Below are 14,528 nucleotides of genomic sequence, written 5' to 3' on the forward strand. Positions count from 1 at the left end.
ATCATCCTCGTGTCATCAGGGGTCCAGCATGCGTATCTTGATCACCGGAAATATGGGTTATGTTGGCCCTGTCGTCGCAGCACATTTTCGTTCCGTCTGGCCGGATGCCGAACTGATCGGCTTCGACAGCGGCTATTTCGCCCAATGCCTCACCGTGCCGGACGAGTTTCCCGAGCGCGTGCTCGACAAACAGGTGTTCGGCGACGTGCGCGATTTCCCGCTCGAACTCTTGGAAGGTGTCGATGCCGTCGTGCATCTGGCGGCCCTTTCCAATGACCCGATCGGCGCCCGCTTCGAAAAGCAGACCGAGGGCATCAATTACCGCGCCAGCGTCGATATCGCCGGTGCCGCGGCAGAAGCCGGCGTCAAGAGCTTCGTCTTCGCCTCGAGCTGCAGCGTCTACGGCTATGCCGAAGGCGGCCCGCGCAAGGAGACCGATACGCTGACCCCGCTTACCGCCTATGCCCGCTCCAAGATCGCCACCGAGCATGCGCTGGAACAGCTGGAAGCGCCGGATATGGCCATCACCTGCCTGCGCTTTGCCACTGCCTGCGGCCAGTCCCCGCGGCTGAGGCTCGATCTGGTGCTCAACGATTTCGTTGCGACGGCACTCTCGACCGGCGAGATCAAGGTCTTGAGCGACGGCACGCCCTGGCGGCCGCTGATCGACGTCAAGGACATGGCGCGTGCCATGGAATGGGCAATCAAGCGCGATGTCGACAATGGCGGCCGTTTCGTCGCCATCAATGCCGGCCGAAACGAGAACAACTACCAGGTCTTCGAACTGGCCGAAGCGGTGGCGCAGGCGATCCCCGGCACCCGCGTGTCGATCAACAAGGATGCGCCGCCGGACCTGCGTTCCTACCAGGTCGATTTCACCCGTTTCGCCAAGGCGGCCCCCGAACATCAGCCGGCAGTCTCGCTGACGGAATCGATCAGCCGCCTCGTCGATGGCCTGACGGCTGCAAAGGTCGCCGGGCGTGAAGTCGTGCCGGCCGCCGCCAAGCGACTTGCGACCCTGGAGCGTCTGATGGATGCGGGCCGCCTGTCCGATGACGTCCGCTGGGTGAACTGAACGGCCATAAGGAAATGACGATGGAGCATCAGGGATACGCGATCTTGGGCAGCGGCATGGCCGGTTTCGGCGCCGCCAATGTCCTGTTTGCCAATGGCATCAAGGCACGCATCTATGACAAGCGGTCGAGGCCGGGCGGCCTGACATCCAGCTTCGGCAATGGCGACGGCTTCGTCTTCGACGAGGGCGTCCACATTTCCTTCACCCGCAATCCGCGGGTAAAGGATCTGTTTGCGGAATCGACCGGCCAGCAGTTCGAGGTCGGTAATGTCTATTGCAACAATTACTGGCAGGGGCACTGGATCAAGCATCCGGCCCAGGTCAACCTGCATGGCCTGCCTGTGGATCTGGTGGTCAACTGCATCAAGGACTTCATCGAGGCCCGGCAGATCGAAAACCCGAAGATCGACAATTACGAGGACTGGCTGCTCGCCGCCTTCGGCAAGACCTTCGCCGAAACCTTCCCGGCCGTCTATACCCGCAAATATCACACGACCGGCGCCGAAAATATGTCGACCGACTGGCTCGGCCCGCGCCTCTACCGGCCGAACCTCGAAGAGGTGCTGCGCGGCGCTCTGGAGCACGAGCCGCTTGATGTCTTCTATGTCAACGAGTTCCGCTATCCGACGCTTGGCGGCTTCGAATCCTTCATCAGCGGCTTCTACGACAAGGCCGAGGTTCTCTGCGATCACGAGATCGCGGCGATCGACACGAAGGAAAAACGACTGACCTTCAAGGACGGAACGACGCATGATTACAAGAAGCTGATCTCGTCGCTGCCGCTGCCGATCGTCATCCCGCTGATCAAGGGCGTGCCGGACGATGTGCGTGAGGCGGCGGCCAAGCTTGCCTGCACCCAGGTGGTCGTCGTCAATATCGGTCTCAACCGGCCGATCGATACCAAGCCGCAATGGTCCTATTTCTACGACGAGGATATCCCCTTTGCCCGCGTCAGCTATCGCGGCAACCTGTCGAGGAAGAGCGTGCCGGAAGGCTGCGGCGCGCTGCAGGCGGAAATCTATTTCAGCGAGAAATACCGCCCGCTGACCGGCAGCCCGGATGCATGGATCGAGCCGGCAATCGATGCGTTGATCAAATGCGGCATCGTCCAGTCGCGTGCGGAGATCATCCACCAGAGCGCCATCATGCTGCCCTTCGGCAACGTGATTTTCGATCTCGACCGCAAGGCCGCGGTCGAGACGGTGCATGGCTATCTCGACGAGATCGGCATCGAATATTGCGGCCGCTTCGGCCAGTGGGGTTACATCTGGACGGATGCCGCCTTCCTGAGCGGTGAGCGGGCGGCACGTTCGGCGCTCGGTCTTGCCGGTATCGTCGAGGAATAGCGTGAGGGCGCGTGGCCATCACGCAGGGCAGGCGGGGGGAGTTCGATGAACATCCCGCCCGTCGGCATCTTCACGCTTATCGTCGGCATCATCTGCCTCATGTCCGGCTACCGGGCGACAGCGATCGCCTTCTGCACCATGACGGTGTTCGGTGGTGCCGCGGCGGTCCTGCTTGGCTCGGCCGGCATCCAGCCTGGCCACCTCTTCGTCGGCTTTCTGGCGCTTGCAACCCTGTCCTATCGGGAAAAGATGCAGGTCGCGCTGAATGCGCTGGCGCCTCCCAACCCGGCCTTCTGGCTGGTCTGCCTTCTGGTCTATGGCGGCATTGCCGGATATTTCGCGCCCCGCCTTTGGGCTCAGACGATGCAGATCATCCCGCTCGGCTCGTCTGAATATCCCGATACCGGCGGTGCCGTGCCGCTCGGTCCCGTCTCGAGCAACTTCACCCAGGTCGTCTATTACACCGCCGATATCGTCACCTTCGTCATGGTCGTGGCGCTCGGCTCGACCATGTCCGGCTTTCGCGCCGTCACGGTCGGCGTCATGGCCTTCTCGGCCGCCAATCTCTTCTTCGGCATCCTCGACATGGTCGGCGCCGGCACGGCGGTGCAGGACTGGCTCGGCTTCATCCGCAACGCGCCCTATGCCTTTCACGACGAGGACGTGGTTGCCGGTGTCAAACGCGTGGTCGGCTCATGGCCGGAAGCCTCCACCTTCGCCTGTATCAGCCTCGGCGCGGTCGGCTTCACCGGCACGTTGCGCATCTGCGGCCGCTACAGCCGGGTCAACGGCTTCCTGTTTCTCCTGTCGTCGATCATGGTCATCCGCTCGACCTCGTCATCCGGCCTCTTCGGCCTGCCGGTCTGCCTCGTCATCCTCTATTTCACCTGCCTGATGCGCTGCGGCGGCCAGTCCGGCACCCGCTTCAGCGCCGGAGTGGTGCTCTTCGCGCCGATCATCATCGTCCTGCTCGGCATGCTGATCATCATGGATCAGGCGATCTTCCACGCCCTCTATGCCTATTTCGACCTTCTCCTGTTCAGCAAGGCGACCTCCGCCTCAGGCGTCGAGCGCGGCATGTGGAACCTCTATGGCTGGAACAATTTCCTCGACAGCTACGGGCTCGGCGTCGGGCTTGGCACGTCGCGCACATCGAGCTTCATCTTCGCGCTTCTGTCGAATGTCGGCATACCCGGAACGCTGTTTTTCGGCCTGTTCTTCCTGACGGCCTTCATGACGCCGCGCGGTGAGGCGAGAACATTCGACGGGGATGTGCGGCTTGCCGCCCGCAATGGTTGCCTCTGCCTGCTGGTCGGGGCGGTTGTGGCCGTCGCAACGGTCGATACCGGGTTGCTTTTCTTCGTCATGGCAGCCCTTGCGACCGCCGTGCCGTCACACGAGGACGAAACCGCCATCGCCGCAATCCCGATGCGGGTCTGACAAGTCAGAATTCTCCAGTCGTATCAGCCCGGTTCACGAATAGACCTGGAAATAATCCACCCGCATCGACGTTTCCATATGCTCCGGTAAGAGCGGGTTCGGATAGGGCACATCGGCGCGCAGCGCCAGCGTCAAGAGCGGCCAGAAAACGTCGTTGTTCGCGGTCAGTTCGGCAGCGCGGGTGATGGTCCACACCGCCGGCTTGCCGGTCGCCGGGTCGTTGATCGGCTTGCGCTCGAAATAGGGCCGGCATTCGGTTTCCGTCACCAGCATGCCGTAGCGGCAATATTGCGTTGTCATGTCCACCGGCGTGTTGACCCCCACCACTTCGTGATGTTCGCCGGGCTGGCCCCATTCATGCAGATAGGCGCCATAGGTCGAGGGCTCGTAACCCTTCTGCTCGACCACGTCGATCTCGATACTGGTCTTCGGGAAGAGGATGCTGCGGCCGTTCATGAACCAGAAGGCCGGCCATGTCAGCGGATGCTTCGGAAAGATCATCCGCGCCTCGAAATAGCCGGTCCGCCAGCCTTTCATGATCGTGCCGTCGCCGCGGGCGGTCTGCAGATTGCCGGAAATCCACTGTGCATCGGCAGTCTCGTTGCCGAAATAATAGGGGACCGACATCTGTTTCCCGATATATTTGGCCGAGATCTGCAGCGCCCTGCCATTCGTCGCCGCACCGTCGTCGACGATCGAATAGGGATTGAACCCTTCTTCGCCGGTGCTGCGGGCAAAGGCGGAGCGCCCGTAAAAGCCGGGATCGAATGTCGTCGCCTTCCGGCCTGCCTCCCAGATCGTCCAGTCGATCGTGCGGAATTGTTCGTCGAAGGTGAGGCTGCGCCCCGCCGTCGGGTCCTCGGCCGCATCGGCCCTGCCGCCGAGCAGCGTGCCGGCACCGGCCAGAATGGAAGCCTTTACGAAAGTCCTGCGATGCAACGTCGACATATCGTTTCCTTCACCAGCGAAATCGGGTTTTCATGCGAGGATGTCATGTCTATGGGAAAGCATTATCCCGTAAACTCTCGGAATAACGATTATACTGTAGATGATATATTTGTTGCGTTCACTGTTTGTTGTGAATTGCAGTGATTGTTCATGCTATTGTTGTGTATTTCCAGAATAGTACGTGGCTGGACATGACGTCCATCGAAATAAAGATTGCAGGATAAATTTATCGCGTGGTGCAGCAACACATACCGGCATCCGTATCTATTCGGAGGCGTCGAATAGCGGCAGGTTGATCGCCGTTGAGGCGGGAAGCGGGGCGGTGCGGCCTGAAGCGCTCAGGGGCGTTGGCGGTCCCGCACATATTCCGGAGCAGCTTCCATGTCGGGCCGGACCGGCTTGGCCGCCTTCGCCCGCATGTGAATGGCATATCGCAGCAGATGGGATGCCATATAGCCAAGCGCGAGTGAGGTGCTCAGCATCAGCGACCAGAAGAGTGCGGAGAGAATGGCGAGCCCCGACATGGCGGTGGTGGCCAGGAAGACCGCTGCGATCAAGCTTGCCAGGATCGCGAAAACGACGACATGAAGCCAGATTCCACATAAGGCGCCGATGGCGGCGGAGAGGAATAAAGCCCAGATCACTGCGGTGTACTCACATTCCATTAGATATTGCTAATGTTAAGTATCGCACGCGCATGTGGTCGCGATCAAGGGTTGGGCGCCCTCAATCGCGATATTGTGCCTGTTATGGTTGATTCCGGCTATTGAGTTGTGGAAACCGCTGTGGACGAAACATCGAGTTGCGGCTCCACCCGGATCACGTCGCCGGGCTGCACCAGATCGTCGTCTTTGACCACCAAAGTCTCGGCCGTTCCGTTGACGGTACGGCTGATCTTGGTGATCGTCCGCGGCCGTCCCTCGGCATTCATCGCCGAAATGGCGGCGGGTACGCGCATCTGGATATTCAGCATCAACGCCTGCGCCGTCTTGGTCTTCTCGTCATTGGCGGCGATCCGGTCTCTCAGATCGGCGGCTTCCGTCAATGCGGAAGCCTTGTATTTCTCGCTGACCGCCTGTTCGTCCTGATCGAGCTTGGTCAGGTCCTGCTGCGTTGTCAGGATTGCCAGCGAAACGTCGAGATTGCGGCTCTCCAGATCGGCGACGTTCTGGGTGGCGCCGAGCGCGCGGGTCGAAACGGTCAGCCCCTGAGAGACCAGCTTGTTGACGGAACTCAGGTCTTTGTTGGCCATGTCGATCTGCTTGGTCAGGGATTCTTCTTTCTGCTTCAGCGCCTCCAGCTGGTTGCGCGCCAGGATCTTGGACTGTTCGAGCGCCGTCACATCCGATTGCATCGAGCGCAGGCGGCTGTCGAGCAGGGCCTGCTCGTTGCGCATCAGCTGCGCGATGGCCGGCTGCGCTGCCCGCTCCGTCAGCTCCCGCGGGAAATTGATCTTGGTGGCACTGGCAAGCATCGCATCGACACGCGCCTGGCGGGCGATAAGCCCGGTCCGCTCGGCATCGAGTTCGCGCATCGATCCCTGGTTCACCAGGGTTTCCCGCTGCACTTCCATGATCTTCGGATCGACGCTGCCGCTGCCGCCGGCCATGCTCAATGCCTGCGTCACCGTCAGGCCCGGCAGATAGTTGAACTTGCCGGGCGTCGCCACCGCGCCGGTCACGAAAAACGGCCTGTAGCTCGAAATCTCGATCGAGGCATTCGGCTTCTTCTGCAGGCCGATCTGCTGCTGCAACTGGTCGCCGATAATGTCGCCGACTTCCTCCGGCGTCTTGCCCGCAACCGGGATCGTCCCGACGATCGGCAGCGACAGCGTGCCGGAGGCCGAAACGGTGAATTCCCCCGTCAGAGGTACCCATTCATAGGCGACGCCGGCGCTCGGGCGCCACTCGAACACCCGGATCTTGAGCACATCCATGGGGCCGAGCAGGTAGGTGGAAGCCTGCGCAACCGAGAAGGTCGATGCGAACGCGCCGATTGCCAGCAGCAGGGCACGCGGCGCGTAAAGTGAAGCTATCCTGCGACGGCGGCGGAGTGCCGTTTCAGAAGAGGGTTGACCATGCGTCACGTCGCTATGCTCCTTCGCTTGTCGATTTCTCCAGGCGCCCCATGTCGATTGACTTGCGTCATGCGATCTGCGCCGGGCGAATGGCCGGCGGCGGTTCGGTTCCGAGCGCCTTGTAGGCGAATGCACTGAATTTGCGGATGAAAACCGGCGTGGCGAAATCCGCCGCCCGCGTCACGGCATCCGACGGATCGAGATCCATCCGCTCCAGCCGCTCGCAGGCATCGATCAGCGCCTCGATCGACTGGTCCTTGAAGAACACCCCGGTCTTTCCGTCGATCACCGTTTCGGTCGCCCCGCCGCGCCCGAACGCGATCACCGGCCGTCCGCTCGCCATTGCCTCGAGCGGAACGATGCCGAAATCCTCCTCGCCCGGAAAGATCAGCGCCCGGCAGCGGGCATAATGATACTTCAGCACGTCGAATGACTGTGATCCGAGGATCGTCACCGTCGGGCCGGCAATCTTGCGAAGATAATCCAGCATCTCGCCGCCGCCGATGACAACCAGCTTCTTCTTCGTCAGGTTGAACGCTTCGACCGCGAGATCCGGTCGTTTGTAGCCCACCAGTTCGCCGACCATCAGGTAGTAATCGCCGACTTCGGCGGTCGGCACCGGCCGGAAGGCCTGGGTGTCGACCGGCGGATGGATGACGTCGGCATCTCGCCGGTAATAGCTCCTGATCCGGTTCGCCACGGTCACCGAATTGGCGGCGAAATGGTCGACGCGGCTTGCCGTGCCGATATCCCATGCCCGCAGCCGATGCGCCAGCGGCGGCATCATCAGCCGGGTCATGATCCCCGACTTGCGATAGTATTCATGGTACATGTTCCAGACATACCGCATCGGCGAATGGCAGTAGCAGATATGCACTGCCGGCGAGTTCGGAATGACGCCCTTGGCCGGGCCGGATTCGCTGCTGATCACTAGGTCGTATTGGCTCAGATCCAGCTGCTCCAGCGCCATCGGCATCAACGGCAGGTATTTCTTGTACATCCTCTTTGCATAGGGCAAAGAATTGATGAATGTCGGATAGATCGTGTGCGAATTGATAGCAGCCGATATTGAATCCTTGTCATACACGTGAGTGTAGATGTCTGCCTGCGGATAAATCTTGCAGATTGCTTCGAGGACTTTTTCACCGCCCCGCATGCCAACAAGCCAATAGTGTATGATTGCAACGCGCATGAGTAACCTCGTGAGAGATGTTATATTCACGAAATGCGTTATCGTCTGCTGACCGAGATTTTATATTCAGGCTATTGATTTGTTCCAAAGAAGAACTAAGCGAGAACGGCCCGAATAGCCTATATAAAGACTGTCTGTAAGGTGTGCCAATTTTAGGTAGACTACAAGCAATAAATATATTGTCAAACTTTTAACCATTTGTTAGCAATAATTAACAGTGCAAGCAGTGCAGTAAGATACGCTGATCTTAGATCACATTTGCTGACATGGAGTGCGTCGATGGGTGACGTTAATGTAAACGCTGGCGAAGCTGGCGTTCAGCGACTGTTCGTGCCTGAAAATGCAAAACTGAGAACGTCCCCGAGACTGTCATCTTTTGCAAAACGATCCCTGGACCTTTTTGTCTGCGTGGTCGCCCTTTTTGTCCTTTCGCCGCTGATGCTGATCACGGCATTGATGCTGCTTATCATTCAGGGAAAGCCGATCTTCATCGCTCACCGGCGTATTGGTCGGCGTGGCGCCTCGTTTCCCTGCCTGAAATTCAGGACGATGGTAAATAATAATCAGGTGTTGCTTGAGAAATACTTGGCGGCCAATCCGTCCGAGCGTGCCGAATGGCTCGCCACCCGCAAGCTCAGGAACGATCCCCGCATCACGCCTTTCGGGATATTCCTGCGCAAAAGCAGCATCGACGAGCTGCCCCAGCTGATCAACGTGCTCGTCGGACACATGAGCATTGTCGGCCCGCGGCCGATCGTGCAGAGTGAGGTCGAGTTCTATGGCCAGCACTATGCCGATTACATGCGTGTCCGCCCTGGTCTCACCGGGCTCTGGCAGGTCAGTGGGCGCAGCGATACCGATTTCAACAAGCGGGTTCTTCTCGACGCTCACTATGTCACGAACCGCAGTCTGATGGGTGACATCGTCATCATCGCCAAGACAGTTCCCGCAGTATTGAAGGCACGCGGAAGCTACTGAACCGTGATCGGCCCGACACGCGGATCGATAGTCTGAATATATACTTAGATTTCACGCAGTACTTGAAGAAATACACTCCCGTCGGGAACCGGATGAGCCGGGGCCATATGAGCCAGCGGAAGCGAACGAGGCCCTCGGGGGTGGAATTGCGAAAGGACGCATGGGGCCTGCCGGCACCCGCTTCCGTCGGAATGGATCCGACATGGTGACCGGCACGGCCTCTGCAGGGGTGGCGTTACGCCAGCCGCGCTACACGGGTGTCATGGACTGCAGCGGAGTAAGGCATGATCTTGAATATGCTCGATCTGGTAAAGAGTACGTGTCGAGATGGAAGTATTGCAGATCGTTGCTCTGTCTATTCTTCATCGGTCCTTCATCCGATCCTTGAAGCGATGACGCGCGTCTCGATCGTGGGGTCATCGCCGGCTGTACCCGTCCTCGCGTTTGCCGCGCGTGAACTCGAATCCGTGCTGAAATTCGTTCCAAGTGCCGTCATGGCACGCAATGTCCGCAAGCGAAGCGGGATCAGCCGATGAGCCTTGGTCGCCCCTTTGCCGTCAATGGCCGCTTCCTCACCCAGACCCCGACCGGTGTGCAGCGCTATGCCCTGAACGTGCTGAAGGCAATGGATGACGCCGCGGGTATCGGTTCGCCCATGCCGCTTCTGGTGCCGCAGGGGGCTGACGATCCCGAACTCGCATCGCTGGAACTCTTCGAAGTGGCAAGCCCGTTGAAGGGGCATGCCTGGGAACAGCTGGTTCTGCCGCGGCGCTGGCAGGGCCCTTTGCTCAACCTGTGCAATACTGCACCGGCGCTGAAGGCAGACCAGATCGTCTGCATCCACGACGGCAATGTGTTTGCCGCCCCCGAGAGCTACAGCCGGGCATTCCGCACCGTCTACTCGACCCTGCATCCGATGCTGGCCAAGCGCGCCGCAAGGATTACCACCGTATCGCATGCCTCGGCCCGTCAGCTCGCTCGCTACCTGCCGATCCGCGCCGCCGATATCGCGGTTCTGCCCAATGGCCATGAACACGTCTTCAGCTGGAATGCCGCCGCCGCGCAGGTGGCGCCGCCCATCGTTGATGCCATTCTGACCCGCTCACGCCGCTATGTCTTTGCCCTCGGCTCCCGTGCCCGCCACAAGAACCTGGCGCTGCTGTCGAAGATTGCCGCCGATCTCGACGCTCTCGGCATCGATATCGTCGTGGCCGGCGGCGATTCCGGCATTTTCAGCGAAAGCATCACCGAGAACCATGCCAACATCATCATGGCGGGCCGCGTTTCGGATGATGATCTGGCCTATTTTCTGCAGCATGCCCTGTGCCTTGCCTTTCCCTCGCTGAACGAAGGCTTCGGCCTGCCGATCGTCGAGGCCATGGCGCTTGGCTGCCCGGTCCTGTCGTCCTCCCATTCCAGCATGGCGGAGGTCTGTGGCGATGCGGCACTTCTTGCCTCTCCCTTCAACCCGGCGCAGTGGTTGGCACATATCAAGACGCTCGCCGCCTCGGCCGATCAGGCAGAAGACCTGCGTGGTCGTGGTCGCGAGCAGGTCAAGCAATTTTCCTGGGCGAAGACCGCCGACGGATACCGGCAATTGCTGGAGGAGCCGAAGCGTCGCCTCGCGCCCTCTGTCGTAGTCCGGCCTCCGGCCACCAAGATCGCGGTGGCGATCGCCACCCGAAGCCGTCCGACCGTCGTGTCAGAGACGGTGCGCCATCTACTTGCGACCCAGATGCACGCACCCGACGCGGTGATCGTCTCCTGCGTCGAGCGGGCCGATGCGGGCGATCTCGTCGACGATGGCCGTGTCACCATTCTGACCGGCAAGATGGGATCCTCGGTGCAGCGCAACAATGCTCTGGATCATCTGCCCTCGGGAATTGACGTCGTCGTGTTTCTGGACGACGATTTCGTTGCCGACCCGAAATGGCTGTCGACCGCATTGCAGGTCTTTACCGATGAAAGCCGGGTCGTCGGGTTTACCGGCCGTGTTGTGGCCGATGGCATAAAGGGCCCTGGCATACCGTTTGGCGAGGCAGTCAGACTGGTGGCGGCAGCCCCGGTAACGGCTGATGCGCATTGGGAACGACCGTTCAGTCCCTATGGCTGCAACATGGCATTCCGGGTCTCTGCAATCGGCAATACGCGCTTCGACGAACGTCTCGTTCTCTACGGCTGGCTGGAGGACCGGGATTTCGGCGCATCCCTCGCCAGGAAGGGCGGGGACCTGGTGAAATGCGCGGATGCCTATGGAGTACATATGGGCGTGAAGGTGGGCCGAACGAGCGGCCGCCGCTTGGGATATTCGCAGGTAATCAATCCACTCTACCTACGTCGGAAGGGAACGATGACGACCAAACAGGCGATCGGCCAGATCTGGCGGAACATGTCCATGAACGTTGCAAAGTCGCTCCGCCCCGAACCGTTCATCGATCGGCGGGGCAGGGTGATGGGCAATATTGCCGCCCTGTCGGATATCCTGCGCGGGCGGGTCAATCCCGAAAACGCAGCCCTGCTGGAAACCCAACCGGCCAAGCTGGAAAAACTCGGGGGAGGCGTCGTCCGATGACATTCGACAGACCCGGCCCGGTCGAGCGGGCCTCGCGCATCTGGCCGCTCGACAACATGCCCAAGGATGGCAGGGCCGATGGCCCGGTCGTTCTGCTCAAGCAGGTCATGGCGATTGCCTGGCGCTACAAGATCAGGCTGATCGGTTGCATCGCCACCGGCATCGTCCTTGCGGCGCTCTATGCCCATTCGCTCCCGCGTACCTACAATGCCACGGCGACCATGCTGCTCGAGCCGCGCCAGTTCGCCAACAACAGCACGGCGGTGCTGCAGCAGGGGCTCGACCTCAACAGCGCCGAAAGCGAGCTGCAGATCCTCCTGTCCGAACGGCTTCTCTCCGCCGTGTTCGAAAGCCTGCGCCTCTACGAAAGCCCCGAGCTTGGGCCGCATGAGAGCGGCATGGTTCGCAAGGTTCTCGATGACGTCATCGCCTTCGTCCGCGGCGCCTTTGGCTCCGAGCCCGCTGTCGGCGATCCGGATGCACCCGATCGGCCCACCGCGCCGAGCGCCGAGGAAAACCTCAAGCGCATCGCCTTCGCTAATTTCGTCGACCGCGTCTATGCCCGTCGCGTCGGACAGTCCTATGTCGTTGAAGTGGGCTATTGGTCGACCGACCCGGCTGAGCCCGCGCGCGTCGCCAACGCCATCATTTCAGGCTATATCCTCCAATCCGTCATCGCCAAGGAACAGACGGCCCAGGCGGGTACGGAAACCCTGCAGGGCCGGCTTGATGCCTTGGCGAGCCAGGTGAGCGCGGCAAGCGAGGCGATGGCGGCGGGTACGCTGCCCAAGGTGCCGACGCCGGATGCCGATGCCAAGATCACCGGTGCCGCTCTTTATCCGCTGAGCCCGTCCAGCCCGCGTACCTCCCTGATTGTCGCTTTCGGCGGCGTGCTTGGGCTGTTCTGTGGCATGACCGCGCTTGCCATGAGCGTCGCCTTCGACAGAAAGGTCCGCCTGCCAAAGGATCTGCAGCTCGAAACCGCCCTCCCGTGCCTTGCCACCATTCCCGAAACATCGGCCGGCGCTGCGATGGCCCGCATCGGCGTGCGCAGCCGCAATATCCAGCGGCAGGCGGGAGCACTGCGGGATCTCAGAACCCTGATCGATATCGCCTGCGTGCCGAAAAAGGGCGAGAGGCACGTTGTCATTGCACTCGCCGGATGCTCGCGGGATACGGGGGCTTCCGCCCTGTCGCTCAGCCTTGCGGATATGCTGGCCCGTTCCGGCCGGCCGGCCAGCGTCTTCTGGTGCGAACCCCAGGCGCAAGGCTCTGCCGGCGCTCCGGCATCGCTGCTGGACATCGCCGGCGCGGAGAGAAACGACGGCGAGCTGAATTTCGAGTATCACGCAGGCGTCGGCGTATTGCCGATCCTCTCACGCGAGCCGCTGGTCAACGCCTATGCCAACTTCCGCAGCCCGCGCATCCGCGAAATCATCGATGCCGCCCGCTTCAAGGGCGACGTGATCATCGAGCTTCCCGCACTCGATACCTCGCTCGATGCTCTGGCGCTGGCATCCCACGCCGATGCCGTGCTGATCGTCGCCCGCTGGGGCCGCACAACGCGGGAAGCGGTGAAGGAGGCCGAGCATCAGTTCCGCCGCGCAGGCGTCAATCTCATCGGCTATGTGATCAACAGGCGAAAATCATGACGGAGGGCGGCGCCGCATATCGAGATGGAATGGCGCCGTTGGACGAGATCGACGAGGCTTCCCGCCCGCGGCAGATAGGGTCGGTTCCGAAAATTGCCGTGATCATCACCTGCTGGAACTACGAGGACTATGTCGCCCGCGCGATCGGCAGCGTGATCGGGCAGGGCAGGGCGGATTGTGAACTGGTGGTCATCGACGACGGTTCGACGGACCGCTCCTGGGAAGTGATCGCGGCGACCGGGGTCAAGGCCTGCAGCATCCGCAACGGCGGCCAGCGGCTGGCTTGCCTCGAGGGGCTGAAACGGACGACGGCGCCTTTCGTGCTTTTTCTCGATGCTGATGACGAGCTGATGCCGGGATCGCTGGACAAGATTGCCGCGCATCTGGACGAGGATGTTGCCAAGCTGCAATTCCCGCTGATCAGGATCGATGCCGCAGGCGACGTGATCAGCGGGCCGGTTCCACCGCTGTCTGATTTCCGCGGGCGCGAACTTGCCGACAATGTCTTGAAGACCGGCGCCTATATGAGCCCACCGACATCGGGAAACGTCTTTCGCCGGGATGTCGCCGGGCTGATCGAGGGGGCCGGCTATGAGCGTGCCGTCGACGGCGTCATCTTGTTTGCCGCGCCGTTCTGGGGAGATATCGTCAGCCTGTCGGAGCCGCTGGGACGCTATCGCGTACATGGCCGCAACGATTCAGGCTTCAGCAGCCAGCTGAACCCGCGTCCGCTGCAGCAGGAGGTCACGCGGTTTGCCGATCGGCTCGAACATCTGCGCTCATTGCTTGCCGACAAGGGCATGGGCTCGCGGTTGGTGACCACTGATCACGCCTATTTCTTCCAGGAGCGAAGTTTCTATCTGGCGATTGCGGAAGGAAAGCCATTCGCAATGCGCCGCTTCCTCCACCTTCTGTCGCTGCTGTGGCGCGATCCGCAGGGCGTGAATTTCAAACTGTCCATGACAGTCTTTTTCCTCATCGCCTTCCTGCTGCCGAATGTATCCGCAAGACGGGTCGTCAATTACCGGCTTCAGGCCGGAAAGCGCTCCTTCTCCGGGCTCATCAAGGCAATATTCTAGAAAGGGTCGTGATCTTTCAGATCCGTTTGTCGTGCTTCTGCTCTCTGCTTTTTGCCCATGTCTTTATCCGCAACCGGTGGCAACTTTCGGCAGACATGCTGGAGGGGACATGAAGCCGCTATGGGGTAATAGAAGATGCGCTGCGGGCGCAAGCGCCCTCACACCATCT

At 60.8% G+C, this 14,528-nt stretch carries 12 protein-coding genes; 8 read left to right on the forward strand and 4 right to left on the reverse strand.

The window, feature by feature from the left end:
• Positions 1-28: 28 nt before the first annotated feature.
• From NCHU2750_RS02880 to NCHU2750_RS02890, 3 genes are read left to right on the forward strand one after another with little or no spacing between them, the layout of a single operon-like run.
• Entirely contained in the window at positions 29-1,075 is a 1,047-nt protein-coding gene (locus NCHU2750_RS02880; RefSeq protein ID WP_119939081.1) for an NAD-dependent epimerase/dehydratase family protein, read from the forward strand.
• A 20-nt stretch (positions 1,076-1,095) separates the two neighbouring features.
• On the forward strand, positions 1,096-2,421 hold the full coding sequence (locus NCHU2750_RS02885) for a protoporphyrinogen/coproporphyrinogen oxidase (RefSeq protein WP_119939082.1): 1,326 nt from the start codon (positions 1,096-1,098) through the stop codon (positions 2,419-2,421).
• A gap of 45 nt (positions 2,422-2,466) precedes the next feature.
• On the forward strand, positions 2,467-3,861 hold the full coding sequence (locus NCHU2750_RS02890; protein WP_119939083.1) for a hypothetical protein: 1,395 nt from the start codon (positions 2,467-2,469) through the stop codon (positions 3,859-3,861).
• A gap of 33 nt (positions 3,862-3,894) precedes the next feature.
• Here NCHU2750_RS02890 and NCHU2750_RS02895 read toward each other — a convergent pair whose 3' ends face one another.
• The 4 genes from NCHU2750_RS02895 to NCHU2750_RS02910 form a co-directional block, all read right to left on the reverse strand.
• Positions 3,895-4,809 carry a family 16 glycosylhydrolase gene (locus NCHU2750_RS02895; protein WP_119939084.1) on the reverse strand — a complete coding sequence of 305 codons (915 nt, stop codon included), beginning with the start codon at positions 4,807-4,809 and terminating at the stop codon, positions 3,895-3,897.
• 338 nt (positions 4,810-5,147) lie between these two features.
• Positions 5,148-5,453, reverse strand: coding sequence for a hypothetical protein (locus tag NCHU2750_RS02900; RefSeq protein ID WP_162939457.1), 306 nt, complete (start codon positions 5,451-5,453; stop codon positions 5,148-5,150).
• A gap of 119 nt (positions 5,454-5,572) precedes the next feature.
• A complete protein-coding gene (locus tag NCHU2750_RS02905; protein ID WP_119939086.1) occupies positions 5,573-6,895 on the reverse strand; it encodes a polysaccharide biosynthesis/export family protein in 1,323 nt (440 codons plus the stop codon).
• Positions 6,896-6,953: 58 nt separating this feature from the next.
• Positions 6,954-8,078 (reverse strand): glycosyltransferase, encoded by a 1,125-nt coding sequence (locus NCHU2750_RS02910; protein WP_245480315.1) that lies wholly within the window; start codon positions 8,076-8,078, stop codon positions 6,954-6,956.
• Positions 8,079-8,339: 261 nt separating this feature from the next.
• Here NCHU2750_RS02910 and NCHU2750_RS02915 point away from each other — a divergent pair, with 261 nt between their 5' ends.
• The 5 genes from NCHU2750_RS02915 to NCHU2750_RS02935 all read left to right on the forward strand — a co-directional run bounded on the left by NCHU2750_RS02915 (position 8,340) and on the right by NCHU2750_RS02935 (position 14,359).
• Entirely contained in the window at positions 8,340-9,056 is a 717-nt protein-coding gene (locus tag NCHU2750_RS02915) for a sugar transferase (RefSeq protein ID WP_502703837.1), read from the forward strand.
• A gap of 284 nt (positions 9,057-9,340) precedes the next feature.
• A complete protein-coding gene (locus NCHU2750_RS02920) occupies positions 9,341-9,592 on the forward strand; it encodes a hypothetical protein (RefSeq protein WP_119939088.1) in 252 nt (83 codons plus the stop codon).
• Positions 9,589-11,628 (forward strand): glycosyltransferase, encoded by a 2,040-nt coding sequence (locus NCHU2750_RS02925; RefSeq protein ID WP_119939089.1) that lies wholly within the window; start codon positions 9,589-9,591, stop codon positions 11,626-11,628. The genes NCHU2750_RS02920 and NCHU2750_RS02925 overlap by 4 nt, the downstream gene beginning before the upstream one ends.
• Positions 11,625-13,280: a Wzz/FepE/Etk N-terminal domain-containing protein gene (locus tag NCHU2750_RS02930; RefSeq protein WP_119939090.1), complete on the forward strand. Its 1,656-nt coding sequence runs from the start codon at positions 11,625-11,627 to the stop codon at positions 13,278-13,280. The genes NCHU2750_RS02925 and NCHU2750_RS02930 overlap by 4 nt, the downstream gene beginning before the upstream one ends.
• Complete coding sequence (locus NCHU2750_RS02935) at positions 13,277-14,359, forward strand: glycosyltransferase family 2 protein (RefSeq protein ID WP_245480316.1); 1,083 nt, start codon at positions 13,277-13,279, stop codon at positions 14,357-14,359. The genes NCHU2750_RS02930 and NCHU2750_RS02935 overlap by 4 nt, the downstream gene beginning before the upstream one ends.
• Positions 14,360-14,528: the final 169 nt, after the last annotated feature.

The sequence above is a fragment of the Neorhizobium sp. NCHU2750 genome, assembly GCF_003597675.1.
GTDB lineage: Bacteria > Pseudomonadota > Alphaproteobacteria > Rhizobiales > Rhizobiaceae > Neorhizobium.

Excerpts from the sequence above, each read along its gene's own strand:
- NCHU2750_RS02920 (WP_119939088.1), top strand. The coding sequence starts at position 9,341 with ATGATCTTGAATATGCTCGATCTGGTAAAGAGTACGTGTCGAGATGGA.
- NCHU2750_RS02910 (WP_245480315.1), bottom strand. The coding sequence starts at position 8,078 with ATGCGCGTTGCAATCATACACTATTGGCTTGTTGGCATGCGGGGCGGT.
- NCHU2750_RS02890 (WP_119939083.1), top strand. The coding sequence starts at position 2,467 with ATGAACATCCCGCCCGTCGGCATCTTCACGCTTATCGTCGGCATCATC.
- NCHU2750_RS02895 (WP_119939084.1), bottom strand. The coding sequence starts at position 4,809 with ATGTCGACGTTGCATCGCAGGACTTTCGTAAAGGCTTCCATTCTGGCC.
- NCHU2750_RS02930 (WP_119939090.1), top strand. The coding sequence starts at position 11,625 with ATGACATTCGACAGACCCGGCCCGGTCGAGCGGGCCTCGCGCATCTGG.
- NCHU2750_RS02885 (WP_119939082.1), top strand. The coding sequence starts at position 1,096 with ATGGAGCATCAGGGATACGCGATCTTGGGCAGCGGCATGGCCGGTTTC.
- NCHU2750_RS02880 (WP_119939081.1), top strand. The coding sequence starts at position 29 with ATGCGTATCTTGATCACCGGAAATATGGGTTATGTTGGCCCTGTCGTC.
- NCHU2750_RS02925 (WP_119939089.1), top strand. The coding sequence starts at position 9,589 with ATGAGCCTTGGTCGCCCCTTTGCCGTCAATGGCCGCTTCCTCACCCAG.
- NCHU2750_RS02935 (WP_245480316.1), top strand. The coding sequence starts at position 13,277 with ATGACGGAGGGCGGCGCCGCATATCGAGATGGAATGGCGCCGTTGGAC.